The sequence below is a fragment of the Arthrobacter pasteuri genome (assembly GCF_054510955.1).
Genome location: NZ_JBTNDO010000004.1, coordinates 82,889 through 107,364, shown reverse-complemented (window position 1 = coordinate 107,364; position 24,476 = coordinate 82,889). Strand labels below are relative to the sequence as shown.

General features: G+C 71.1%; 21 protein-coding genes, 1 pseudogene and 1 riboswitch. Of the genes and pseudogenes, 18 read left to right on the top strand and 4 right to left on the bottom strand.

Going from position 1 to position 24,476, the window contains the following annotated elements:
• Positions 1-71: 71 nt before the first annotated feature.
• From gatC to ACX80H_RS15015, 10 genes and pseudogenes are all read left to right on the top strand, one after another.
• Positions 72-368 (top strand): Asp-tRNA(Asn)/Glu-tRNA(Gln) amidotransferase subunit GatC, encoded by a 297-nt coding sequence (gene gatC / locus ACX80H_RS15060; protein ID WP_301229847.1) that lies wholly within the window; start codon positions 72-74, stop codon positions 366-368.
• Between the two features lie 3 nt (positions 369-371).
• Positions 372-1,877: an Asp-tRNA(Asn)/Glu-tRNA(Gln) amidotransferase subunit GatA gene (gene gatA / locus ACX80H_RS15055; protein WP_459314209.1), complete on the top strand. Its 1,506-nt coding sequence runs from the start codon at positions 372-374 to the stop codon at positions 1,875-1,877.
• A complete protein-coding gene (gene gatB, locus ACX80H_RS15050; RefSeq protein ID WP_459314208.1) occupies positions 1,877-3,391 on the top strand; it encodes an Asp-tRNA(Asn)/Glu-tRNA(Gln) amidotransferase subunit GatB in 1,515 nt (504 codons plus the stop codon). The genes gatA and gatB overlap by 1 nt, the downstream gene beginning before the upstream one ends.
• A 25-nt stretch (positions 3,392-3,416) precedes the next feature.
• Entirely contained in the window at positions 3,417-4,316 is a 900-nt protein-coding gene (locus tag ACX80H_RS15045) for an aminoglycoside phosphotransferase family protein (protein ID WP_459314207.1), read from the top strand.
• 350 nt (positions 4,317-4,666) lie between these two features.
• Positions 4,667-5,710, top strand: a complete 1,044-nt coding sequence (gene tdh / locus ACX80H_RS15040) for an L-threonine 3-dehydrogenase, zinc-binding type (protein ID WP_459314206.1) — start codon at positions 4,667-4,669, stop codon at positions 5,708-5,710.
• Positions 5,711-5,724: 14 nt separating this feature from the next.
• A complete protein-coding gene (gene kbl / locus ACX80H_RS15035) occupies positions 5,725-6,966 on the top strand; it encodes a glycine C-acetyltransferase (RefSeq protein WP_459314205.1) in 1,242 nt (413 codons plus the stop codon).
• A 68-nt stretch (positions 6,967-7,034) separates the two neighbouring features.
• Positions 7,035-8,132, top strand: coding sequence for an NAD(P)/FAD-dependent oxidoreductase (locus tag ACX80H_RS15030; RefSeq protein ID WP_459314204.1), 1,098 nt, complete (start codon positions 7,035-7,037; stop codon positions 8,130-8,132).
• A gap of 175 nt (positions 8,133-8,307) precedes the next feature.
• Positions 8,308-9,279: pseudogene (locus tag ACX80H_RS15025) on the top strand (cation diffusion facilitator family transporter).
• A gap of 24 nt (positions 9,280-9,303) precedes the next feature.
• Complete coding sequence (locus ACX80H_RS15020; protein ID WP_459314203.1) at positions 9,304-9,786, top strand: cation:proton antiporter regulatory subunit; 483 nt, start codon at positions 9,304-9,306, stop codon at positions 9,784-9,786.
• A gap of 7 nt (positions 9,787-9,793) precedes the next feature.
• On the top strand, positions 9,794-10,993 hold the full coding sequence (locus tag ACX80H_RS15015; RefSeq protein ID WP_459314202.1) for a cation:proton antiporter: 1,200 nt from the start codon (positions 9,794-9,796) through the stop codon (positions 10,991-10,993).
• Between the two features lie 45 nt (positions 10,994-11,038).
• Here ACX80H_RS15015 and ACX80H_RS15010 read toward each other — a convergent pair whose 3' ends face one another.
• From ACX80H_RS15010 to hutH, 3 genes are all read right to left on the bottom strand, one after another.
• Positions 11,039-11,791: a DUF7793 family protein gene (locus ACX80H_RS15010; RefSeq protein WP_459314201.1), complete on the bottom strand. Its 753-nt coding sequence runs from the start codon at positions 11,789-11,791 to the stop codon at positions 11,039-11,041.
• A 139-nt stretch (positions 11,792-11,930) separates the two neighbouring features.
• Positions 11,931-12,776, bottom strand: coding sequence for a siderophore-interacting protein (locus tag ACX80H_RS15005; RefSeq protein WP_459314200.1), 846 nt, complete (start codon positions 12,774-12,776; stop codon positions 11,931-11,933).
• 49 nt (positions 12,777-12,825) lie between these two features.
• Entirely contained in the window at positions 12,826-14,463 is a 1,638-nt protein-coding gene (gene hutH / locus ACX80H_RS15000; RefSeq protein ID WP_459314199.1) for a histidine ammonia-lyase, read from the bottom strand.
• Positions 14,464-14,525: 62 nt separating this feature from the next.
• Here hutH and ACX80H_RS14995 point away from each other — a divergent pair, with 62 nt between their 5' ends.
• The 7 genes from ACX80H_RS14995 (at position 14,526) to ACX80H_RS14965 (ending at position 22,072) form a co-directional block, all read left to right on the top strand.
• Positions 14,526-15,206, top strand: coding sequence for an IclR family transcriptional regulator (locus tag ACX80H_RS14995; protein WP_459314198.1), 681 nt, complete (start codon positions 14,526-14,528; stop codon positions 15,204-15,206).
• Positions 15,203-16,882, top strand: coding sequence for a urocanate hydratase (gene hutU / locus ACX80H_RS14990; protein ID WP_459314197.1), 1,680 nt, complete (start codon positions 15,203-15,205; stop codon positions 16,880-16,882). The genes ACX80H_RS14995 and hutU overlap by 4 nt, the downstream gene beginning before the upstream one ends.
• A gap of 31 nt (positions 16,883-16,913) precedes the next feature.
• A complete protein-coding gene (locus ACX80H_RS14985) occupies positions 16,914-18,131 on the top strand; it encodes an allantoate amidohydrolase (RefSeq protein WP_459314196.1) in 1,218 nt (405 codons plus the stop codon).
• On the top strand, positions 18,128-19,558 hold the full coding sequence (locus tag ACX80H_RS14980; RefSeq protein ID WP_459314195.1) for a formimidoylglutamate deiminase: 1,431 nt from the start codon (positions 18,128-18,130) through the stop codon (positions 19,556-19,558). The genes ACX80H_RS14985 and ACX80H_RS14980 overlap by 4 nt, the downstream gene beginning before the upstream one ends.
• Positions 19,546-20,760 (top strand): imidazolonepropionase, encoded by a 1,215-nt coding sequence (gene hutI / locus ACX80H_RS14975; protein WP_459314194.1) that lies wholly within the window; start codon positions 19,546-19,548, stop codon positions 20,758-20,760. The genes ACX80H_RS14980 and hutI overlap by 13 nt, the downstream gene beginning before the upstream one ends.
• A gap of 57 nt (positions 20,761-20,817) precedes the next feature.
• Positions 20,818-21,618 carry a CPBP family intramembrane glutamic endopeptidase gene (locus tag ACX80H_RS14970; RefSeq protein WP_459314193.1) on the top strand — a complete coding sequence of 267 codons (801 nt, stop codon included), beginning with the start codon at positions 20,818-20,820 and terminating at the stop codon, positions 21,616-21,618.
• Positions 21,619-21,784: 166 nt separating this feature from the next.
• Entirely contained in the window at positions 21,785-22,072 is a 288-nt protein-coding gene (locus tag ACX80H_RS14965) for a DUF1540 domain-containing protein (protein ID WP_087072076.1), read from the top strand.
• A gap of 88 nt (positions 22,073-22,160) precedes the next feature.
• Here ACX80H_RS14965 and ACX80H_RS14960 read toward each other — a convergent pair whose 3' ends face one another.
• On the bottom strand, positions 22,161-22,802 hold the full coding sequence (locus ACX80H_RS14960; RefSeq protein WP_459314191.1) for a VOC family protein: 642 nt from the start codon (positions 22,800-22,802) through the stop codon (positions 22,161-22,163).
• Positions 22,803-22,957: 155 nt separating this feature from the next.
• Positions 22,958-23,074: riboswitch (SAM riboswitch) on the top strand.
• Positions 23,075-23,155: 81 nt separating this feature from the next.
• Here ACX80H_RS14960 and ACX80H_RS14955 point away from each other — a divergent pair.
• Positions 23,156-24,475, top strand: a complete 1,320-nt coding sequence (locus ACX80H_RS14955) for a bifunctional o-acetylhomoserine/o-acetylserine sulfhydrylase (RefSeq protein WP_459314190.1) — start codon at positions 23,156-23,158, stop codon at positions 24,473-24,475.
• Position 24,476 lies beyond the last annotated feature (1 nt).

Here is a 24,476-nt window from a genome sequence, read left to right as displayed (position 1 = left end):
GATGCCGGCTGCCACCCGCGCCAGCACTAGACTGGAGGCAGATACCCACTTCCGACTTCCAGGGGAGATCCATGGCTGAGATCAACCGGGACGACGTCGCGCACCTTGCGCGGCTCGCCCACATCGACATGAACGACGACGAGCTCGACCGCATGGCCGAAGAACTCGCCGTCATCGTCGATGCCATCAAGACCGTGAGCGAAGTGGCGGGCGACGACGTCCCCGCCACCAGCCACCCCATCCCGCTGAGCAACGTGTTCCGCGACGACGTCGTGGGGGACACCCTCAGCAACGAGGAGGCGCTCCTCGGCGCACCCGACAACGCCGACGGCCGCTTCAAGGTCCCTGCAATCCTGGACGGGGAGTAACCCATGACAGACCTGATCCACCTCACCGCCGACGCCCTCGCCCAGGAGCTCGCGTCGAAGGAGGTCTCCGCCGTCGAGGCGACGCAGGCCTACCTCGACCGCATCGATGCCGTGGACGGCGCCATCAACGCCTTCCTGCACGTCAACACCGACGAGGCCCTGCTCGTCGCCGCCGAGGTCGACAAGGCCCGCGCGGACGGCGACACCCTGCACCCCCTGGCCGGCGTGCCGATCGCGGTGAAGGACCTCATCGTCACCAAGGGCCAGCCCACCACGGCCGGTTCGAAGATCCTCGAGGGCTGGCAGAGCCCCTATGACGCCACGGTGGTCCGCAAGCTCCGCGCTGCGAAGATGCCGATCCTCGGCAAGACCAACCTCGACGAGTTCGCCATGGGATCCTCCACCGAGCACTCGGCGTACGGTCCCACCCGCAACCCCTGGGACCTCGACCGGATCCCCGGCGGTTCCGGCGGTGGATCCGCCGCGGCCGTCGCCGCCTTCGAGGCGCCGCTGGCCCTCGGCACCGACACCGGCGGCTCCATCCGCCAGCCCGGTGCCGTCACGGGTACCGTCGGCGTGAAGCCGACCTACGGCGGGGTCTCCCGCTACGGTGCCATCGCCATGGCGTCCTCGCTCGACCAGATCGGCCCGGTGTCCCGGACGGTCCTCGACAGCGCCCTGCTGCACGAGGTCATCGGCGGCCACGACCCCCACGACTCGACGTCGCTGACCGACCCCGTCGGTGCGCTCGTCGAGGCCGCCCGGCTCGGGCAGGTCGACGGCATGCGCATCGGCGTCATCAAGGAGCTGCAGGGCGAGGGCTACCAGGCCGGTGTCCTCACCCGCTTCCACGAGTCGCTCGAACTGCTGCGCTCGGCGGGCGCGGAGATCGTCGAGGTCTCCTGCCCCAACTTCCGGTACGCGCTCGGCGCCTACTACCTGATCATGCCGTCGGAGGCCTCCAGCAACCTCGCCAAGTACGACGGCGTGCGCTTCGGCCTGCGCGTGGTGCCCGACGGCGCCCCGACGATCGAACGCGTCATGGGAGCGACCCGCGCCGCCGGCTTCGGCCACGAGGTCAAGCGCCGCATCATCCTCGGCACCTACGCACTGAGCGCCGGCTACTACGACGCCTACTACGGTTCGGCGCAGAAGGTCCGCACGCTCATCCAGCGCGACTTCGCCGCCGCGTTCGAGCAGGCCGACGTGCTGATCTCGCCGACCGCCCCGACCACGGCCTTCAAGCTGGGGGAGAAGCTCGACGATCCGCTGGCGATGTACCTGAACGACGTCGCCACCATCCCCGCGAACATGGCCGGCGTCCCCGGCCTGTCGCTGCCCGGCGGCCTCGCGGACGAGGACGGACTGCCCGTCGGCATCCAGCTCCTCGCCCCCGCCCGCCAGGACGCACGCCTGTACCGCGTGGGCGCCGTCCTCGAATCACTCCTCGAAGAGACGTGGGGCGGGCCCCTGCTGGCCCAGGCCCCCGAGATTGCAGGTGGGAAGTAATGACTGCTGTAACCGATGAGGTCCTGTCCTTCGACGAGGCCATGGAGAAGTACGATCCGGTGCTCGGATTCGAGGTCCACGTGGAGCTCAACACGAAGACCAAGATGTTCTCCTCCGCGCCCAACGCGTTCGGCGACGTCCCCAACACGAACGTGACGCCCGTGGACCTCGGCCTGCCCGGCGTCCTGCCCGTGGTCAACGGCGTGGCCGTGGAATCCGCGATCAAGATCGGCCTCGCGCTGAACTGCAAGATCGCCGAGAAGTGCTACTTCGCGCGGAAGAACTACTTCTACCCGGACACCCCGAAGAACTTCCAGACCTCCCAGTTCGAGGACCCGATCGCGTACGACGGGCACATCGACATCGAGCTCGCCGACGGCACCGTCTTCCGCGTCGAGATCGAGCGCGCCCACATGGAGGAGGACGCCGGCAAGCTCACGCACATGGGCGGCTCCACGGGCCGCATCCAGGGCGCCGAGTTCTCCCTCGTGGACTACAACCGCGCCGGCGTCCCCCTGATCGAGATCGTGACGAAGCCCATCGAGGGTGCCGGCTCCCGGGCTCCCGAACTGGCCAAGGCCTACGTCGCCGCGATCCGCGAGATCGTGAAGAACCTCGGTGTCTCCGATGCCCGCATGGAGCGCGGCAACGTGCGCTGTGATGCGAACGTCTCCCTCCGCCCGCACGGCCGCGAGAAGTTCGGCACGCGCACCGAGACCAAGAACGTGAACTCGCTGCGCTCCGTGGAACACGCGGTCCGCTACGAGATCCAGCGCCACGCCGCCGTCCTGGACTCCGGTACGCCGATCATCCAGGAGACGCGTCACTGGCACGAGGACACGCGCTCCACGACGTCGGGCCGCCCCAAGTCCGACGCCGACGACTACCGCTACTTCCCCGAGCCGGACCTCGTGCCGGTCGTGACGAACGATGCGTGGATCGAGAAGCTGCGCGCCGAACTGCCCGAGCCGCCCGCCGAGCGCCGCAAGCGCCTGCAGGCCGACTGGGGCTACTCCGACGCCGAGTTCCGCGACGTCGTCAACGCGGGCGTGATGTCCTCGATCGAGGACACCATCGCCGCCGGGGTGAGTGCCGCCGTCGCCCGCAAGTGGTGGATGGGTGAGATCTCGCGCCGCGCCAAGCTCGCCGACGTCGAGCCCGCCGAGCTGGGTGTGACGCCCGAGCTGATCGTGGAGCTCAACGCGCTCATCGAGTCGGGCAAGATCAACGACAAGCTGTCCCGCGATGTGCTCGACGGCGTGCTCGCCGGCGAGGGCACGCCCGCGGAGGTCGTGGAGAAGCGCGGCCTCGCCGTCGTGTCCGACGACGGCCCGCTGCTCGAGGCGATCGACGGCGCCCTCGCGGCACAGCCGGACGTCGCCGACAAGATCCGTGGCGGCAAGATCCAGGCTGTCGGGGCGATCGTCGGTGGCGTCATGAAGGCGACACGCGGCCAGGCCGACGCCGGCCGCGTGCGCGAGCTCATCCTGCAGCGCCTCGGCGTCGAGGGATAGCACCAGCAGCACCGGGGAGGGCGCGATGGCGGTTCTGCCGAGGGCAGAGATCGACATCGGGCCCTCCCTTGTCGTATCCCTGCTGGCCGACCAGCACCCCGACCTGGCCGGCCTGCCCCTCGCGCGGGCCGGGAACGGCTGGGACAACGAGCTGTTCCGGCTGGGACCGGACCTCGTGGTGCGGTTGCCCCGGCGGCAGGTCGCCGAGCTCCTGATGGTCGCCGAACAGCGGTGGCTGCAGGGCCTGACCGCCCACCTGGACGTGCCGACGTCGGCGCCGCTGCGCGCAGGAAGGCCCGGCCGGGGCTATCCGTGGCACTGGTCCGTCTGCCGGTGGATCGACGGGGCGGCCGGAACCACGGTGCCGCGGGCTGACCGCGCTCCGGTCGCCCGTCCGCTCGCGCGGTTCCTCGTGCAGTTCCAGCGGGAGGCTCCGGCGGATGCCCCGGTGAGCCCGGTGGGACGGGGCGGACCGCTGGCGGGGCGCGACGACGTCGTGCGGAGTCGGCTGGCATCGCTCCCTTCGCTGCCGGGCCTTCCGGTCGAGCGGTTGCTCGGCGTCTGGGCCTCGGCCCTCGCCGCCGCTCAGTGGTCGCGGCCGCCCCTGTGGCTGCACGGCGACCTGCATCCGGGGAACCTCGTGCTGGCGGCGGACGGCATGCTGGCCGGCGTCGTCGACTTCGGCGACCTGTGCTCCGGCGATCCAGCAACGGACCTCGCCGCCGCGTGGCTGGTGTTCGACGCCGCGGGCAGGGAGGCGTTCCGTACGGAGCTCGACGCCCTGCGTCCGACCGACGCCGCGACCTGGGAGCGGGCCCGGGGCTGGGCGCTGAGCATGGGCAGCGCCATGGTGGCGTCGTCGGACGACTCGCCGGACTTCCTCGCCCTGGGCCTCGAGATCCTGGCGGCGGTCCTAGAGGACTGAGGTTGCCTCTGCCGGTCGCTGCACCCGGCTCGGCGGCCCAGACCCGGGGCGGCGCCCCCACGGGTCCGGGCGCCCGGCGCGGCGGCCCGCCCCGGTCCACACTTCGCCGTCGCCCCGGCTCCTCTGCCGGTCGCTGCACCCGGCTCGGTGGCCCAGACCCGGGGCGGCGCCCCCACGGGTCCGGGCGCCCGGCGCGGCGGCCCGCCCCGGCAGCATCCGGCGGCCCGCCCCCGCAGCACCGACGGCGCCCCGCTGATAGTGTGACCCCGGGCATATCCCGCCCCGCACTCGTACCGCTCAGGCCCAGCACATCCCGCTGGACGCCGGGAGCGGCATGGAAGGAACGAACAGTGAAGGCGCTGTACAAATCCGGGCCGTATCCCGGCTTCGAGCTCGTGGACCGGCCCGAACCCGACGCAGGGTTCGGCGAGGTCAAGATCCGGGTTATGACCACCGGCATCTGCGGCACGGACCTCCATATCGAGAGCTGGGATCCCTGGGCGCAGGGCATGATCCCGGCACCCCTCATCCCCGGCCACGAGTTCTACGGCGAGGTCGTCGCCCTCGGCGGAGGCATCCGCGGCGTGAACGTAGGGGACCGCGTCTCCGGTGAAGGGCACGTCGTCTGCGGGGTCTGCCGCAACTGCCGCGCCGGCCGCCGCCAGATGTGCATCCACACCTCGAGCATCGGAGTGCAGCGCGACGGCGCGTTCGCGGAGTTCGTCGTCGTTCCCGAGACGAACGTCTGGGTCCACGACGCGAGCATCACGCCCGAACTCGGCGCCGTCTTCGACCCCTTCGGCAACGCCGTCCACACCGCGCTGAGCTTTCCGCTCGTCGGCGAGGACGTCCTGATCACCGGCGCCGGGCCGATCGGGCTCATGGCGGTCGCCGTCGCCCGCCACGCGGGCGCCCGCAAGATCGCGATCACCGACGTGTCCGCTCCGCGGCTCGAACTCGCGCGCGGCGTGGGAGCGGACATCGCCATCGACGTCAGCCGCATGCGCATCGCCGATGCCCAGCGGGAGCTCGGCATGAGGGAGGGCTTCGACATCGGGATGGAGATGTCGGGCCATGCGACCGCCCTGCCGGAGATGATCGACAACATGACCCACGGCGGGCGCATCGCGATGCTGGGCCTGCCCTCCGCCCCCATCGCCATCGACTGGGGCAAGGTCGTCACGCACATGCTCACCCTCAAGGGCATCTACGGGCGGGAGATGTTCGAGACCTGGTACGCGATGAGCGCCATGCTGCAGTCCAACCGGACGCTGCGCGACGCCGTCTCGTCCGTGGTCACCGACTGCCTGCCGGCCCAGGAGTGGCAGCAGGGATTCGCGACAGCGCGCGACGGCGCGAGCGGCAAAGTGGTCCTCGACTGGACCACCCTCTAGGAGGCAGGAACACCATGTATTCAGCAGTCCGCGACCAGCTCGCCGGTGAACTCGACGACATCCGCACGGCGGGCCTCTTCAAGCGCGAGCGGCACCTCTCCTCACCGCAGTCCAGTTCCATCAGGGCCGGGGCGGACGGCGCGCGGGTGCTCAACTTCTGCGCCAACAACTACCTGGGCCTCGCCGACCACCCGGACATCATCGCGGCCGCCAAGACAGCACTCGACGAGCGCGGGTTCGGCATGGCGTCGGTCCGCTTCATCTGCGGCACCCAGGACCTGCACCTCGAGCTCGAACGCCGCATGTCGGAGTTCCTCGGGACCGAGGACACCATCCTCTTCTCCTCCTGCTTCGACGCGAACGGCGGAGTCTTCGAGTCGCTCCTCGGGGCGGAGGACGCCGTGATCTCCGACGCGCTGAACCACGCCTCGATCATCGACGGCATCCGCCTCTCCAAGGCACAGCGCTTCCGCTACGCCAACCGCGACATGGCGGACCTCGAAGCGAAGCTGCAGGAGGCGTCCGGGGCACGACGGCGCCTGGTCGTCACCGACGGCGTCTTCTCCATGGACGGCTACCTGGCCCCGCTCGAGGCCATCTGCGACCTCGCGGAGCGCTACGACGCGATGGTCATGGTGGACGATTCCCACGCCGTCGGCTTTCTGGGCCCGACCGGCGCCGGTACCCCCGAGCACGCGGGGGTCTCCGACCGCGTGGACATCTACACGGGAACCTTCGGCAAGGCGCTCGGCGGGGCGTCCGGCGGGTATGTCGCAGCCCGGCGGGAGATCGTGGCACTGCTGCGGCAGCGTGCCCGCCCGTACCTGTTCTCGAACTCGCTCGCTCCCTCAATCGTCGCCGCGACCCTGACCGCACTCGACCTGGTGCAGGACAGCGCCGACCTGCGCTCCGCCCTGACCGCCAATGCGGCCCTCTTCCGCCGCCGCATGACCGACGAGGGCTTCGAGCTGCTCGAAGGTGAGCACGCCATCATCCCGGTCATGTTCGGCGACGCGGTGCTCGCCGCCCGCACCGCCGACGCGATGCTCGCGCACGGGGTCTTCGTCACGGCCTTCAGCTACCCCGTGGTCCCGAAGGGTGCCGCCCGCATCCGCGTCCAGCTCTCCGCAGCACATACCAGCGAGGACATCGAGGCCTGCGTCCGGGCCTTCGTCGCCGCACGGGACGAGGTCGGCGGGGACCAGCCGGACGCTGCCGACGGCGCCCCCGGCGCGCATCCCGGCAACGAGGCCTAGGCTCCCCCGGATCCGGGTGGCATTCGAGGGGACGTCCGCGAGGGGGACGTCCGTCCTAGGATGAGCGGATGAGTTCCCTCGAGTGTGATGTCCTGATCATCGGTGGCGGCATCGCCGGCCTGTCGCTGGCCTCCGTGCTGGCACCGTTCGCCAGCGTGGCCCTGGTCGAGTCCGAGCCCACGCTCGGGTACCACACGTCGTCGCGCTCCGCGCGGCAGCTCATCCCGAGCTACGGTCCGGACCCCGTGGTGGACCTGACCCGCCGCACGCTGGACCTGCTGGCCGGTGTGCAGTCCTCCACCGGACTTCCCCTGACGGTGCCCCGGTCCTTCCTGCTCATCGGTTCCGCGGCGGACGTCGCGGCGGAGGCCAACTCCTCGATGCGCAGGCTGTCGCATGCCGAGGGGCTCGAGCTGTGCCCGCAGCTCCGCCCGGAATCGTTCGAGGCCGCGGCCCTCGACGTCGACTGCGTCGGCACCGACACGGACCTCCTGCTGGAATACCACCGCAGGAGCGCCGGCGACGACGGCGTCATCATCCTGCCGGGTTCTCCGGTCACGTCCGCCCGCTACGACGGCGCGGGCTGGAGCGTCCGCGCGGGCCACCGCACGATCAGCGCCGGCGTGGTCGTCAACGCCGCCGGGGCATGGGCGGACACCGTCGCCGAACTCTGCGGCGTAGGGCCTCAGGGCCTCGTCCCGCTCCGGCGCACCGCCGCGATCGTCGCGGCGGAGAACGCGCCGCAGGTGGGGACGCCGATGGTCGCGGCTGCCGACGGCTCGTTCTACTACCGGCCCGACGCCGAGGGGGTGCTGATCTCCCCGAGCGAGGCGGAGCCTGCCGAACCCGGGGACGCCCAGCCCCACCCGGGCGACGTCGAGGCGCTCATCGACCACCTCGGCGCGGTCACCACCCTCGGCATCACCTCGGTCCTGCGGTCCTGGACCGGGCTCCGGACCGAGCGGGCCGGCGGGCTGCCCGTCGTGGGTTTCGACGCCGGCCACCCCGGCTTCTTCTGGCTCGCCGGGCAGGGCGGCTACGGCTTCCAGACGTCGTCGGGCATCGCAGAACTCGCCGCCGTCCTGCTCACCGGCGCCGATCCGGAGGACCTCGGCGCCGATCCCGCCCGGATCACAGCGGCAGCAGCGGCCCTGCGGCCCGCCTGAGACCGCCGGCGTCGCTGTCCGCAACGGGTGGCACGGAGGGCCGGGCTCGGTTCCGCCGCGGAGGACTTTCCGTAGAGTGGGGACCGGAGGCCACCTCGACGGACGTGTCGGGGACGCGCCTGGCCACGGTCGGTACACCCGTCGCACCGGAGGGCAGAGGGAACGGAACCGGATCATGTCAGCAGGTGGAGGGAACAAGGCAATCGTCGCGGCCCTTGCCGCGAACCTCACCATCGCCGCGCTCAAGTTCCTGGCCTTCGCGCTCACGCGCTCGTCGTCCATGCTCGCCGAGGGCATCCACTCGGTGGCGGACTCCGGGAACCAGGTGCTCCTGCTCGTCGGCGGCAAGCGGGCCAAGCGGCAGGCCAGCCCGGAGCATCCCTTCGGGTACGGCCGCGAGCGCTACATCTACGCCTTCATCGTGTCGATCGTCCTCTTCAGCGTCGGCGGCCTGTTCGCGCTCTACGAGGCGTACCACAAGTACCAGGACCCGCACCCCATCGAGGGCTCCTTCTGGTGGGTGCCGCTCGCCGTCCTGATCGGCGCCATCATCGCCGAGTCCTTCTCGTTCCGCACGGCCATCAGGGAGTCCAACCACACGCGCGGCGACATGGGCTGGGTGCGCTTCGTCCGCACCGCGAAGTCGCCCGAACTTCCGGTCATCCTCCTCGAGGACCTGGGGCCCTCGTGGGCCTCGTCTTCGCCCTGTTCGGCGTCTCCATGACGCTGCTCCCACAACGGGATATGGGACGCGGCCGGAACCGCCATGATCGGCCTGCTCCTCGTGGCGATCGCCGCGATCCTCGCGGTCGAGACCAAGAGCCTGCTGCTCGGCGAATCGGCCTCCGCGGCGGACGTGGCGAAGATCGAGGCAGCCATCAGTGACGGCGGATCCACGCGGATCATCCACCTCAAGGCCCTCCACCTCGGTCCGGACGAGCTGCTCGTCGCCGCCAAGATCAGCGTGGAGAGCCAGGAGAGCGGTATGCAGATCGCCGCCGACATCAACAGGGCCGAGCAGCGGATCCGGACCGCTGTCCCGATCGCCAGGAGCATCTACCTCGAGCCCGATCTGTTCGACCCGCGGGCCGCCTCGACGCCCTCAGCGAACGGAAGCTCCACGAGGCCCCTGCCGGGCAGCGTCTAGTCGACGCAGGTCTAGGATGGGCGCATGAACGTCATCGAAACACCCCTCCCGGGTATCGGAGTGCGGCGCGAGATCGTCACGGGCTCCGGCCGGAGGGTGGGAATCGTCGCCCAGCGCGACGGCGACCTCGACCTCATCATCTCCAAGGCGGGGGATCCCGATGCCTGCGTGGCGTCCATCCCGCTCACCCCGGACGAGGCCGCCACCATCGGCAACCTCCTCGGCTCGCGGCAACTCGTCGCGCAGCTGACGGAGGAGCACCGGGACCTGCCCGGCGTGACCACGCGCCAGTTCCTGATCGAGCGGGGCTCGCCCTTCGACGGCCGTCCGCTCGGGGACACGCGCATGCGCTCCCGGTCCGGGGCGTCGCTCGTCGCCGTCCTCCGCTCCGGCCAGGTGCAGGCGTCGCCCACGCCCGACTTCATCCTCGCTGCCGGTGACCTGCTGGTGGTGGTGGGCACGTCCGAAGGCCTCGACGCCGCGGCGGACATCCTGCGTAACGGCTGAGCCGCCGGTGCACACGACCGCCCTGACCCTGATCGAACTCGGCGCCATCCTCCTGTTCCTCGGTATCCTCGGGCGGCTCGCCGGCCGGATCGGGCTCTCGCCGATCCCGCTCTATCTCATCGGCGGCCTGTTCTTCGGGCAGGGCGGCTTCATCGAGCTGCAGGGGGTCCTGGAGTTCAGCGCGGTCGCCAGCGAGATCGGCGTGGTCCTCCTGCTGCTGATGCTCGGCCTCGAGTACACGGCGAAGGAACTGGTGACCGGCCTCCGCCAGTCCTGGCTCGCCGGGATCGTGGACTTCGTCCTGAACTTCACCCCCGGAGCCCTCGTCGCCGTCATCCTCGGCTGGGGCCCCGTCGCCGGGCTCGTGATGGGCGGCGTCACGTACATCTCCTCCTCCGGCATCGCGGCGAAGGTCATCAGCGACCTCGGCAGACTCGGCAACCGGGAGACGCCCACGGTCCTCGCGATCCTCGTCTTCGAGGACCTCGCCATGGCGATCTACCTGCCGGTCCTGACCGCGGTCCTCGCCGGGCTGAGCTTCGCCGGAGGGCTCGGGACCGTCGGGATCTCGCTGCTCGTCGTCACGCTGGTCCTGGTGGTCGCCCTGCGGTGGGGCAACGTCGTCTCGGCCATCGTGGACAGCACCGACCGCGAGGTCTTCCTCCTGACCCTCATCGGTGCCGCACTCCTCGTCGCGGGACTCGCGTCGGCGCTGCAGGTCTCGGCGGCCGTCGGCGCGTTCCTCCTCGGTATCGCCATCTCGGGCGCGACGGCGGAGAACGCCGCACGCATCCTCGAGCCGCTGCGCGACCTGTTCGCGGCCATCTTCTTCGTGGTGTTCGGGCTGAACACCGACCCGTCCTCGATCCCACCGGTCCTCGGCTTCGCCCTGCTCCTGGCCCTCGTCACCTCGGCGACAAAGATCGCCACCGGCTGGTGGGCCGCCCGGCGGCAAGGCATCGGCCGGATGGGCCGGGCACGTGCGGGCACAGCGCTCGTGGCACGCGGGGAGTTCTCGATCGTCATCGCCGGGCTCGCGGTGGCGTCGGGCGCCGTCCTTCCGGAGCTCGCCGCGCTGGCCACGACCTACGTCCTGCTCATGGCCGTTCTCGGACCGGTCCTGGCGCGCCTCGCCGAACCGGCGATGCAGCTCGTCGAACGGATCCCGAAGAGGCGTCCGCGGGAGGCCACGGGCCTGGCCTCGTGACCGGGCCGGTGACGGCCGGCCCGATGGGGCACGGGGAAGGCCGTCCTACCGGGGCACCTGCCGGAAGCAGTCGGCCAGCCATGCCTGTGCCGGGCCGGCTGTCGTGAAGTGCCTGGTGGGGTAGGGCGGGTGGTGCTGCTGCTTGTAGTACGCGGTGATGATCGGATCCCCGGGCTCGGCTCCGACGATGGCCAGGGCTGCAATATCCAGCCCCGTCGCCAGGGAGTGCAGTGCGTCCTCGGTGAGCGAGACCAGATGGTTGAGGCGGATGAGCATCGGTGGGCAGACCGACGGGCTGAGCTCGTGGACCCGCGTGACCAGCGCTTCGGCGACAGCGTTGGTGACATCCGTGCTGGACTCGCACTCGACCCACAACACGTCTCCCCGCATGTCGGCCCGGAACGCCTCCCCAGGAGGCGAGGCGCCGTCCGACCCCGGATCCTCCCGGAGCCAGGCGATCGCATCGGCTTCCTCGGTGAAGTACCGGCTGAGTGTCGCGGACCTGTAGTTGAAGGCCGTGAGCACCCTGCTCACCTCGTCCACGCCGACGACGGCCGTCCGGCTGGAACAGGTGTCGTCCACGAGCAGCTGCTTGGCTTCCGGCGTGATCCGCTCGACCCGGCCGATATGCACCAGCAGCGGCCGCCTGCCCCGGGGGGACGCGGCAGTCACGGCCGCAATCGTCGACTGGATGTCCTCGGCTTGCAGGGTGACGCCGGATGCCCAGCGCAGGCACAGGAAGTCACCTGCGTCGCTCAACGTATAGCGCGCCAGCACCTGCTGTTCTGAATCCGTCATCGTCCCCCCGATCCGCGCCGATTCCCGGCCCTTCCTGCCATGGTGGCCCCGGGTGCCCCTACTTTCAACCGCCACACGGTCCGCAGGATCGACGCGCGACGCCTCCGGCGCGCTGGACCGGGGCCGAGCCGGACCCGTCCTAGTCGTCGAGGATCTTGCCGATCGGCTCGCGCTTCTCCGCCTGGAAGGTGTCCTCCTCGCGGCCGTATGCCCAGTAACCCGACAGGGAGACCTGCGACCGGGCCAGGGCCTTCTCGTTGAACAGGACGTCCCGCAGCGCCTTCATCGCCCCGCGCTCCCCGTGCACGAAGGCGTCGACGCGGCCCTCGGGCCACGGTCCAGCGGCGACGGCGTCCGCGAGCAGCGTCGTCGTTCCTGCGGCCTGTCCGTCCCTGTACAGCCAGTGCAGTTCGAGGCCCGGGGGAGCGGTCAGGGGCAGGACCTCCGCGGCGCTGTCCACCTCGAGGTACGCGTGCCCGACGGCGGCCGGGTGCAGTGCCTCGATGCCTGCGGCGATCGCGGGGAGGGCGGAGTCGTCGCCGACGAACAGGTGCCAGTCGGCGTCCTGGTCCGGCGACCACTTGCCGGACGGTCCCATGAGCACCAGGGCGTCTCCCGGTGAGGCCTGTGCGGCCCAGGGACCGGCGATGCCCTCGTCCCCGTGCACCACGAAGTCGATGGCGAGGCGCTGCGCCTCGCGGTCGAGCCACCGGATGGTGTACGTCCGCTTCACGGGGCGGTCTCCGGCCGGCAGCTCATCCTTCAGCGCTGCGAGATCGTAGGGCGGCACCAGCCCGAGCTCGGGCTTCGCGAAGAGCAGCTTCGCGTACTTGTCCGTGGCGTCGCACTCCTGGAGGTCCGAGAAGCCGGGCCCACCCGCGACGACCCGCACGAGGTGCGGGCTCAGCCACTGCGTCTCCTCCACGGTGAGGACGGCCTGGGGGCGCGGCGGCTTGTGGGTCGGTGCGGACACGGGCGAGGACATGGAGCGGCGCTTCTTTCTCGGGGAAGTAGTTAGTCCACCCTAACAAGCTTCACTGGAGGGGCGCTGGGAGCGTCCCGAGCGCAGCGGCCAGCAGGGAACCGTCGTCGACCAGCACCCGGGCGGCCTCGATCTCCGGCGCGAGGTAGCGGTCCGTACCGGGGCCCTCGACGTCCTCCCGCAGTCGTGCCCGGACAGCGGTGAGAGGGGCGGAGCTGCGCACGCCGGCACCGGCAGCGCCGGCAGCACCGGCAGCGCCGCCGTCGCGCATGTCCAGCGCCCTCGCCGCGGTCAGGATCTCGATGGCGAGCACCCGCGTGAGGCCGTCGATGGCCTTCCGCAGCTTGAGTCCCGCAGCCCAGCCCATCGACACGTGGTCCTCCTGCATCGCGGAGGACGGGATCGAGTCCACGGAAGCGGGGTTGGCGAGGCGCTTGAGTTCCGAGACGATGCCGGCCTGCGTGTACTGCGCGATCATGTGGCCGGAGTCGACGCCGGGATCGTGGGCCAGGAACGCGTTGAGGCCGTGGCTGCGGGACTTGTCGAGGAAGCGGTCCGTGCGGCGCTCGCTCATGGAGGCGACGTCGGCGACGGCGATGGCGAGGAAGTCGAGCACGTAGCCCACGGGGGCGCCGTGGAAGTTGCCGTTCGACTCGATCCTGCCGTCGGGGGTGATCACCGGGTTGTCGATGGCGGAGCCGAGTTCGACCGAGGCGACGAACTCGGCGTGCGCGAGGGTGGCACGCGCCGCGCCGTGGACCTGCGGTGCACACCGGAGCGAATAGGCGTCCTGGACCCGTGTGAAGCGGTGGCGGCCGGTCTCCGAGGTGAGCTGCTCCGCGATGAGCGGGGAATCGTGGAGCAGCGAGCGGATGTTCGCTGCCGAAGCCACCTGGCCCGGATGCGGACGCAGGGCGTGGAGGTCCTCCGCGAAGACGGCATCGGTGCCGAGCAGTCCCTCGACGCTCATCGCAGTCGCGAGGTCCGCCGTCGTGAAGAGCTGGTGCAGGTCGGCCGCGGCGAGGACCAGCATCCCGAGCATCCCGTCCGTCCCGTTGATCAGGGCGAGGCCCTCCTTCTCGCGCAGCTCCACGGGGGCGATGCCCGCTGCCGCGAGGGCTTCGGCGGCGGGAAGGAGGTCGCCGGCGCCGGTCCGGACGCTGCCCTCACCCATCAGGGCCAGGGCCACGTGGGACAACGGCGCCAGGTCTCCCGAGCAGCCGAGGGACCCGTACTCGCCCACCACCGGGGTGATGCCCGCGGTGAGCATCGCCGCATAGGTCTCGGCAACGACGGGCCGGACACCCGTGCGCCCCGTCGCCAGGGTGGAGAGGCGTCCGAGCATGAGGCCGCGGACCACCTCGCGGTCCACCTCGGCGCCGGACGACGCCGCATGGCTGCGGATGAGGCTGCGCTGCAGCTGGCTCCGCTGGTCCAGCGGGATGTGCTTGGTGGCCAGGGCGCCGAAGCCGGTCGAGACGCCGTAGTGGGGCGTGCCGTCGTCGACGAGGGAGTCGATGACCGCACGGGACGCGGCCATGGCGGCCAGCGCCTCGGGAGCCAGCGCGACGGGTGCCCCGTGCCGCGCCACAGCGACCACATCGGCGGGGGACAGGGGGCCGGTGCCCACGATCACGGAGTGCTGGTTCACGGAGTGCCTCGGTTCCTGCGGCGATGCCGCTATTGCCATAGAGTGAAAATGACGTTTCAATAAGTGAAATGCATGGCACGGCCGAAAGCAAGGAGGGGACCGTGGCGGAATCATCGACACGCACCGTGGAGCGCGCTCTCGTGCTCCTCGGGGCGGTCTGCGACGCGGGGTCGCTGACCCTCGCGGACGCGGCGCGGGAGACGGAGCTGTCGGCGTCGACCGCCCTCCGGCTCCTGCGCACGCTCGAGGGCACGGGATTCGTCCGGCGGGACGGGCTCGGGACGTACCGGCCGGGACTCCGCGTCATGCAGCTCGGGGCGCAGGCACTCGGCCACGAGTCGCTCGTCTCCCTCGCGGAACCCGCGCTGGAACGCCTCGTGGACCGGACCGGTGAATCGGCCTACCTGAGCGTCCCGTCCCACGACGGCGAGGGCGTCTACCTGGTGATGCGCGAGGGGACGCACTCCGTCCGCCACGCCAGCTGGGTGGGACGCAGCATCCCGCTGGCCGGGACCGCCGTCGGCGCCGTCCTGACCGGCAGCCCTGCCGAAGGCTTCGTCGTCGTCCGCGACGGCGTCGAGGCGGACGTGACCGCCATCGCCGCGCCCGTCTCGCCGGGCGGCAGGGCCGTCGCGGCGCTCAGCGTCGTCGTCCCCAGCTATCGCATCACCGAGGCGGAGGCCCACCGCATCGGAGCGCTCGTCGCGCGGGAGGCCTCCGCCCTCCTCACCCCATCCGCCCGCGTCGCCGAGACCGGTGACCTGACAGGAGAACCAGCATGACCAGCACCCCGACGACCCCCACGCACGACCCCTCCCGCTCCATCCGGGCGGCACGCGGCACGCAGCTGACCGCGAAGAGCTGGCAGACGGAAGCGCCCCTGCGCATGCTGATGAACAACCTCGATCCCGAGGTGGCCGAACGCCCCGAGGACCTCGTGGTCTACGGCGGCACCGGCCGGGCGGCGCGGAGCTGGGCTGCCTACGACGCGATCGTCCGCACCCTCGAGACCCTCGACGACGACGAGACGCTGCTCGTGCAGTCGGGAAAGCCCGTCGGCGTCTTCCGCACCAACCCGTGGGCGCCCCGGGTGCTGCTGGCCAACTCCAACCTCGTCGGCGACTGGGCCACGTGGCCGGAGTTCCGGCGCCTCGAGGCCGAGGGCCTGATGATGTACGGGCAGATGACCGCGGGGTCCTGGATCTACATCGGGACGCAGGGCATCCTGCAGGGGACCTTCGAGACGTTCGCCGCGATCGCGCACAAGCGGTTCGCCGGGAGCCTCGCCGGCACGCTGACCCTGACCGGCGGCTGCGGCGGCATGGGTGGCGCCCAGCCCCTCGCCGTCACCCTCAACGGCGGCGCGGTCCTGATCGTCGACGTGAGCGAGGCGCGCCTCCGCCGCCGCGTGGCCAAGCGGTACCTCGACACCGTGGCCGACACGCTCGACGACGCCGTCGAGCAGGTCCTCGCCGCGAAGCGCGAGAAGCGCGCGCTGTCCGTCGGCGTCGTCGGCAACGCCGCCACCGTCTTCCCCGAACTGCTGCGGCGCGGGCTCGACGTCGACATCGTCACCGACCAGACGTCCGCCCACGACCCGCTGAGCTACCTGCCGGAAGGGATCGCTCCGGACGAATGGGAGCGCGAGGCCGCCGCCGACCCCGAGGGCTTCACCAAGAAGGCGCAGGCCTCCATGGCCCTGCACGTCGAGGCGATGGTCGGCTTCCTGGACGCCGGTGCGGAGGTGTTCGACTACGGCAACTCCATCCGCGACGAGGCACGGAAGGGCGGATACGGCCGCGCGTTCGACTTCCCCGGCTTCGTCCCCGCCTACATCCGCCCCCTGTTCTGCGAGGGACTCGGCCCGTTCCGCTGGGTGGCGCTCTCGGGCGATCCCGCGGACATCGCCGTCACCGACGCCGCCCTCAAGGAACTGTTCCCCGACAACGGCCACCTGCACCGCTGGCTCGACGCCGCCGCGGAGCACGTCGAATTCGAGGGCCTGCCGGCGCGCATCTGCTGGCTCGGCTACGGTGACCGCGCGAAGGCCGGCCTGCTGTTCAACCGGCTGGTCGCCGAGGGCAAGGTCTCGGCCCCGATCGTCATCGGCCGCGACCACCTCGACTCCGGGTCCGTCGCCTCGCCCTACCGCGAGACCGAAGCGATGGCCGACGGCTCGGACGCCGTCGCCGACTGGCCCCTGCTGAATGCCCTGCTCACGACGTCGTCGGGAGCCACCTGGGTCTCCATCCACCACGGCGGAGGCGTGGGCATCGGACGCTCCATCCACGCGGGACAGGTCTCGGTCGCGGACGGGACGGACCTCGCCGCCCAAAAACTCGAGCGCCTCCTGACCAACGACCCCGGCATGGGAGTCATCCGCCACGTGGACGCCGGCTACGAACGGGCCCGCGAGGTCGCCGCCGAACGCGGCGTGCGCATCCCCATGGAATCCTGAAGTCCCTCGACCCCGATCGGAAGGTGTTCCCGTGCAGACCGTCTCCTCAGTCCTCGATTCCATCAGTGACATCGGCCGCGACCCGTCTCGCGGCGGGTACTCCCGCGGCGTCTACACGGGCGTCGAACTCTCCCTCCGCGAGTGGTTCGACGCCGAGGCGACAGCCCACGGGCTGTCGGTGGAGACGGACCGCAACGGGATCCTCTGGGCCTGGTGGGACGCCACGGACAGCCGCGACGGCGCCCTCGTGACCGGCAGCCACCTCGACTCGGTCCCCGGCGGCGGCGCGTTCGACGGGCCGTTGGGCGTCGCCTCGGCGCTGGTCGCGGTGGACCTGCTCCGCGAACGGGGGGTCCAGCCGCGCCGTTCGCTGGCCGTCGCCGTGTTCCCCGAGGAGGAGGGCTCCCGGTTCGGGCTGTCCTGCCTCGGGTCGCGCCTGCTCACCGGTTCGGTGGACCCCGACATCGTCCGGTCCCTGACCGACACCGACGGCACGACGTTCGCCGAGGCCGCCCGGGCCGCGGGCATCGACCCGGCGCACCTGGGCCGGGACGAGGAAGCCGTCCGGCACATCGGGGACTTCGTCGAACTCCATGTCGAACAGGGGCGTGGCCTGATCGACCTGGACTCCGCCGTCGCCATTGGGTCCACCATGCTGGGCCACGGCCGGTGGCGCCTGTCCATCACCGGCCAGGGCAACCACGCCGGCACCACCCTCATGGCCGACCGCGCCGACCCCATGATCGCCGCGGCGCAGGTGGTCCTCGCGGCGCGGAAGATCGCCGCCGAGCAGGACGGCGCGCGCGCCACCGTCGGCCGCCTCCAGCCCGTACCGGGCGGAACGAACGTCATCGCCTCGCGCGTCGACCTCTGGCTCGACGTACGCCACGAGGAGGACGCGGTGACGGCATCGCTCATCGAGAAGATCCACGGCCAGGCCCAGAAGATCTGCGCGTTCGAGGGCTGCCGCGCCACCCTGATGGAGGAATCGCGCAGCGGAACGGTCCACTTCGACGGGGCCCTCCGGCACACGCTCGCCTCGGCGCTCGGCCGCTCCTTCCCGGGCACGCCGACCCTGCCCACCGGGGCCGGGCACGACGCCGGCATCCTGGGCGCCATCGCCCCGACCGCCATGCTCTTCGTCCGCAACCCCACCGGCATCAGCCACTCGCCCGAGGAGTTCGTGGAACGCGACGACGCCGACGCCGGGGCCGTGGCGCTCGCCGACGTCCTCGAAGACCTGCTGTGACCGGACGGGACGCGGCCCGCGCCGTCTGGTGCGAGTACGCCTGGCTGGACGACGACGGCGTGGTCGACGCCGTCCGCGTGGAGGTCGACGCCGACGGGATGGTGGTCGACGTCGCGCCGGGTGCCGCCGCGCAGGACGGCGACGTCGTCCTCTCCGGCATCGCCTTCCCCGCCGCCGCCAATGCCCACTCGCATGCGTTCCACCGTGCGCTGCGGGGCCGGACCCACGACCGCGGGGGGACGTTCTGGACCTGGCGGGAGACCATGTACCGCGCGGCCGGAGCCCTGACGCCCGCGCTCTACGAGGAACTCGCCACCGCCGCCTACGCGGAGATGGTTACAGCCGGCTGGACCAGCGTCGCCGAATTCCACTACGTCCACCACCAGCCCGACGGCACCCCCTACGGTGCCGTTGACGAAGACCAGGGGCCGGGTGACGGGCCCCACGCCATGGAACTGGCCCTGGCGCGTGCAGCCGTCCGGGCGGGCATCCGCCTGACGCTGCTCGACACCTGCTACCTCGCCGGCGGCTTCGGCACGCCCCTCGAGGACGGGCAGCTCCGCTTCTCCGACGGCACGGCCGCCCGGTGGCTCGACCGCCTCGCGTCCCTCCGCGCCGCGATCTCCGCGCTGTACCCCGCGCACCAGGTGTCCGTCGGCGCCGCCATCCACTCGGTGCGGGCCGTACCCGAGGACCAGCTGGCCGTCATCGCGCAGCACCTGCCGTCCGGGATGCCGCTGCACATCCACCTCTCCGAGCAGCCCGCCGAGAACGACGACTGCCTCCGCGCCACCGGCACCACACCGGCCGGGCTGCTCGACCGGTACGGGCTCGTGAGCGAGCGTCTGTCCGCCGTACACGCTACGCACGTCAGCGACACCGACGTGGCGATCCTCGGGAACGCCGGGGCCGTCGTCGTCCTCTGTCCCACCACGGAAGCGGACCTCGCGGACGGCATCGGCCCGGCCGGCGGGTTCCGCGGGGCCGGCGCGGTCCTGGCCCTCGGCACCGACCAGCACGCCGTCGTCGACCCGTGGCTCGAGATGCGTGCGCTCGAGCACGGCGAACGCCTGCGCACCGGGCGCCGCGGGCACTTCGACCCGGCAGCGCTCCACGGCATCGCCTCGGTCGGCGGGGCGACGGCGCAGGGACGTCCCGGTGCCGGCTTCCGCCCGGGCTGCGCGGCGGACTTCATGGCCGTCGACCCGCACAGCGCGCGGACCGCGGGATCCGCGGAGGAACAGCTCGCCTACACGGCGACCGCGCAGGACGTCACCGCCGTCGTCGTCGGGGGAGTCCTGCTGGCCCGCGACGGCGTGCATGCAACCCTCGGCAGGCCGGCCGACCTCCTGGTGGCGGCCATCGCGCGCCTCGACGAGGCCGCGGACTCCCTCTCGCCCCAGGAGCACCACGAATGTCACAGCTGATCACCAACATCGGCGAACTGATGACGCAGGACGGCGAGGCCGCGGTCCTGCGGAACGCGGCCGTGGTCCTCGAGGGCGAGCGCATCAGCTGGATCGGTCCGGCCGCGCAGGCACCCGCAGCGGACGAGGCGCACGACGCCGGCGGGCGGGCCGGACTGCCGGGCTGGGTCGACAGCCACACCCACCTCGTGTTCGCCGGCGACCGGACGGCGGAGTTCGAGGCACGGATGGCGGGGGAGTCGTACGCCGCGGGGGGCATCGCCGTCACGGTCGACGCGACCCGTGCGGCCGGCGACTACGACCTCACGCGCCTGCTCCTGGGCCGCGTCGCGGAGGCCGCCGCAGGGGGAACCACCTACCTGGAGACGAAGACGGGGTACGGGCTCGACGTCGGGGAGGAGGCACGGAGTGCGCGCATCGCCGCCGGCGCGGTCGACGAGGTGACCTTCCTCGGTGCGCACCTCGTCCCGGCCGGGTGGGATCCGGACATGTACACGGACCTGGTGTGCGGCCCGATGCTCGACGCCGTCCGCCCCTACGTGCGCTGGGCCGACGTCTTCTGCGAGACCGGCGCCTTCACCGCCGAGCAGTCCCGCCGCGTCCTGTCGGCGTGCGCGGAGGCGGGGCTCGGCCTGCGCGTCCACGGCAACCAGCTCGGACCGGGCGACGGGGTCGCGCTCGCCGTGGAGTTCGGCGCCGCCAGCGTGGACCATGCGAACCACCTGTCCGACGACGACGTCGACGCCCTCGCCGGGTCCTGGGCGGGATCCGGCGCAGGCTCCCGGGCGCAGGGCACGCCGGGCACCGTCGTCACCTGCCTGCCCGCCTGCGACCTCTCCACGCGCCAGCCGTTCCCGCCCGCGCGGAGGCTGCTCGACGCCGGAGTGCAGCTGGCGATCGCCAGCAACTGCAATCCCGGCACCTCCTACACGACGTCCATGGGGTTCTGCGTCGCGACCGCCGTCCTGCAGATGGGGCTCACCGTCTCCGAGGCGGTACGGGCCGCAACCGTCGGGGGAGCCCTCGCCCTGCGGCGGCACACGGGCGAGGACACCGACGGCCGGCGGGCGGTCGGGTCGCTCGCCGTCGGGCACCGGGCGGACCTGCAGCTCCTCGACGCGCCGTCGGCCACGCACCTCGCGTACCGTCCGGGCATGCCCCTCGTGCATGCCGTCTGGCGCGCCGGCAAGCAGGTGCGGTAGGGCCCCTGCCGGGCCGCCGGACTGGGAATCCCCGGCAACCGCTGGGAGGATAGCGCCATGCCTGCCGAGTCCTCGTCCGCCGCGTCACCCGTCGAAACCCGGACGGATGCCACTCCGCCCCGGCGGCGCATCACCGCGGAGCTGCTGATCGTGTTCGGCCTCTCCCTCGGGCAGTCGGCCGTGTACTCCATCGTGAGCCTGGCCGAGAAGCTGACGCGCGGACCCCTGGCGGCGCAGACCACCACCCTGAACCCGGTGCTGAACGACCGGCCGTATTTCGACCTGACCTACCAGGTGCTGGGCATCTTCTTCGCACTGGTGCCCGTGGCCCTCGTCCTGTTCCTGCTCAGCGGGCACGGCGTTCCGGCGTTGCGTCGCCTCGGGCTCACGTTCGACAGGCCCCTGCGCACCATCGGTCTCGGGATCGGGCTGGCTGCCGTCATCGGCGTCGGAACCCTCGGGGTGTATGCCGGCGGGCGGGCGCTGGGCATCACCACGGCCCTCGTCCCCGCCGCCCTGGACTCCTACTGGTGGACCGTCCCGGTCCTCGTCCTGTCGGCCGTCCGCCACGGGGTGCTGGAGGAGGTCCTCGTGGTGGGCTACCTCTTCCTCCGCCTGCGCGAGCTCGGCTGGTCCACTTCCGCCATCGTCCTCACGAGTGCCGTGGTGCGGGGCAGCTACCACCTCTATCAGGGGTTCGGCCCTTTCGTCGGCAACGTGCTGATGGGCCTGCTGTTCGCCTGGTTCTACACGCGCACGCGCCGCGTCCTGCCGCTCGTCATCGCGCACGCGCTCATCGACACGGCGGGCTTCGTGGGCTTCGCGCTCCTCGGACCCGCCATCGGGATCGGCGGGTGAATCCGCCGGCGAATCGGCCGGTGAACTGCTCAGGGAAGGCTCATCTACGCTGATTTGCGCACGGAAACCGTGACTAAATTATCGGCTGACCGCGGTGTTACCGTGATGTCCACCAGCACAACGGCGGCTCCGCCCCGGGGCTCCACCGGACCAGCCAGGAGGAATCATGAGCGTCGTCACCAGTGTCTCTGAGTGCAGTGTCCATAACTGTTCGTTCAATCACGAGGGCTGCACCGCCGTCGCGATCACAGTGTCCGGGAGCGAGGAACACGCGTCCTGCGCCACCTTCATCGACACGTCCATCAGCGGCGGCCTGCCGAAGATGCTCGCCCACGTGGGCGCGTGCCAGCGCTCGGAGTGCACCTTCAACCACGACCTGCTGTGCGGCGCCCCGGCCGTCAAGGTGGGCCCCGGAGCCGACGCCGCCGACTGCCTGACCTACACCCACGCCTGACGGGCCCGCGTCCCGCGCGGCTGCGGCAACAGGAAAGGGCCGGACGACTGTCCGGCCCTTTCCTGTTCGTACTGGGTGATATCGGGGGTCAGATCTCGATGCGGCCGTCGGCGGTCTCGAAGGTCACGGACATGATGCCCGGAGTGCCGTTCGGGGCGATCCACTGGACCTTGACGCCGTCAAGCGTCTCCTCGACGTCGGTGCCGAGCCACTCGGTCACGCGTTCGGACGATCCTGCGATGGTGAGGCAGGACAGTTTGACCGACGCCGGTCGCGCCTGGGAGGGGTGCAGGGCCTCGCTGCCCTCGTCCCAGCGGAGCAGGTAGGGGACCTGGGGGTCCGCGATGAGTCCCTTGATGCCGATCTGCTGCCACGTCAGTTCCTGGCCGTCGGGGAACTTGCGGTTGCCGGGAACCGCGCTGCGGCCGAGGCGCTCCTCGAACGGTGTGAGGTCGTCCACGGCGACGCACCAGCCCATCCAGCCTCCGCCGGCCTCGGAGCGTGCGCGCACCGCCTGACCGAAGGGGGCCTTGGTCGACGCCGGGTGGTCGAGGACCTCCACGACCTCCAGGTACTGGCCGTTCACCAGGGGGAAGATCATGTTCCGGGTGCCGAAGCGCGGGTGCACGCCACCCTTCACGGGGTCCATCCCGAGGTTGGCCGCGATCCGGTCGGCAGTCGCAGCAAGTCCATTGGGTTCGCAGGCATATGAGACATGATCCAATCGCATGCGGTTATCTTGGCACTAAGTGATGCACGTCTCGACTTAGGATCGCCTTACTCCTGCTGGTCCTCCGATGGCGTCTCCGCAGCCCCGTCCTCACGCTGCTTCACGAACGGTCATACGGCTTGCCGGATCTGCTCGGATGGGCTTTCATGAGGAGAGGTCATGAGTGCCAGCACGAAGCCCCGGCTTGCTGGCCGGCAACCCTCCAACCGCGGTGGGGTGCCCCGGGTGAAGACCAGGTTCGGCGCTATTCCGGCGCCGTTCAAGCGCGGGCTCCTGCGGGAGCCGGTCTCCTGGAGCGGCACGCACCGGCCGGGGCACCGGACCAGGCGGAGCCCCTTCCGAAAGGGAGCACCATGTCCAACGATTGGTCTTTCGAGACACGCCAGATCCACGCCGGCCAGGTACCGGACGCAGCCACGGGAGCGCGCGCGCTGCCCATCTACCAGACGTCGTCGTTCGTCTTCCCGAGCGCCGAGAGTGCCGCCAACCGGTTCGCGCTGACGGAACTCGCGCCCATCTACACGCGTATCGGGAATCCCACGCAGGAAGCGGTGGAGACGAGGATCGCGAGCCTCGAGGGCGGAGCCGGCGCCCTGCTGCTCGCCTCGGGCCAGGCCGCCGAGACCTTCGCGGTGCTGAACATCGCGGAGGCGGGGGACCACATCGTCGCCAGCCCCAGCCTCTACGGCGGCACGTACAACCTCTTCAAGCACACGCTGAAGAAGTTCGGCATCGAGACCACCTTCGTGGAGGACCCGGACGACCTCGAGCAGTGGCGGAACGCCGTCCGGCCGAACACCAAGCTCTTCTTCGGCGAGGTCGTGTCCAACCCCCGGCAGGACGTCCTCGACATCGAGGGCATCAGCGCCGTCGCCCACGAGAACGGGCTTCCGCTGATCGTGGACAACACGCTGTCCACGCCGTACCTGATCCGGCCCATCGAATGGGGCGCGGACATCGTGGTGCACTCCGCGACGAAGTACCTCGGGGGCCATGGCAATGCCATCGCCGGGGTCATCGTCGATTCGGGGAACTTCGACTTCGCCCGGTACCCCGAGCGGTTCCCCGGCTTCAACACGCCGGACGAGAGCTACCACGGACTCGTCTACGCGCGGGACCTCGGCGTCGGCAGCGCACTCGGCGCGAACCTCGCGTACATCCTGAAGGCCCGCGTCCAGCTCCTGCGCGACCTCGGCTCGTCCGTCTCGCCGTTCAACGCCTTCCTCATCGCGCAGGGACTGGAGACCCTCAGCCTGCGGGTGGAGCGCCACGTGCAGAACGCGCAGGCGGTCGCCGAGTGGCTCGAGGGGCACGACGACGTCGAACGCGTCTCCTACGCCGGCCTCGCCTCGAGCCCCTGGTACGAGCGCGGCAGGAAGTACGGGCGGAACAACGGTACGGGCGCGATCGTCAGCTTCGACATCGTCGGGGGACTGCAGGCCGGCAAGCGCTTCGTCGACGGACTGGAACTCCACTCGCACGTCGCGAACGTCGGCGACGTCCGCTCGCTCGTCATCCATCCGGCGTCCACGACGCACAGCCAGCTCGGGGCGGAAGCGCAGCTCACCGCGGGCGTGCGTCCGGGCCTCGTCCGCCTGTCAGTAGGCCTCGAGAACATCACCGACATCCTCGCCGACCTCGACGCGGGGTTCCGCGCCGCCAAAGGAGCCTAGC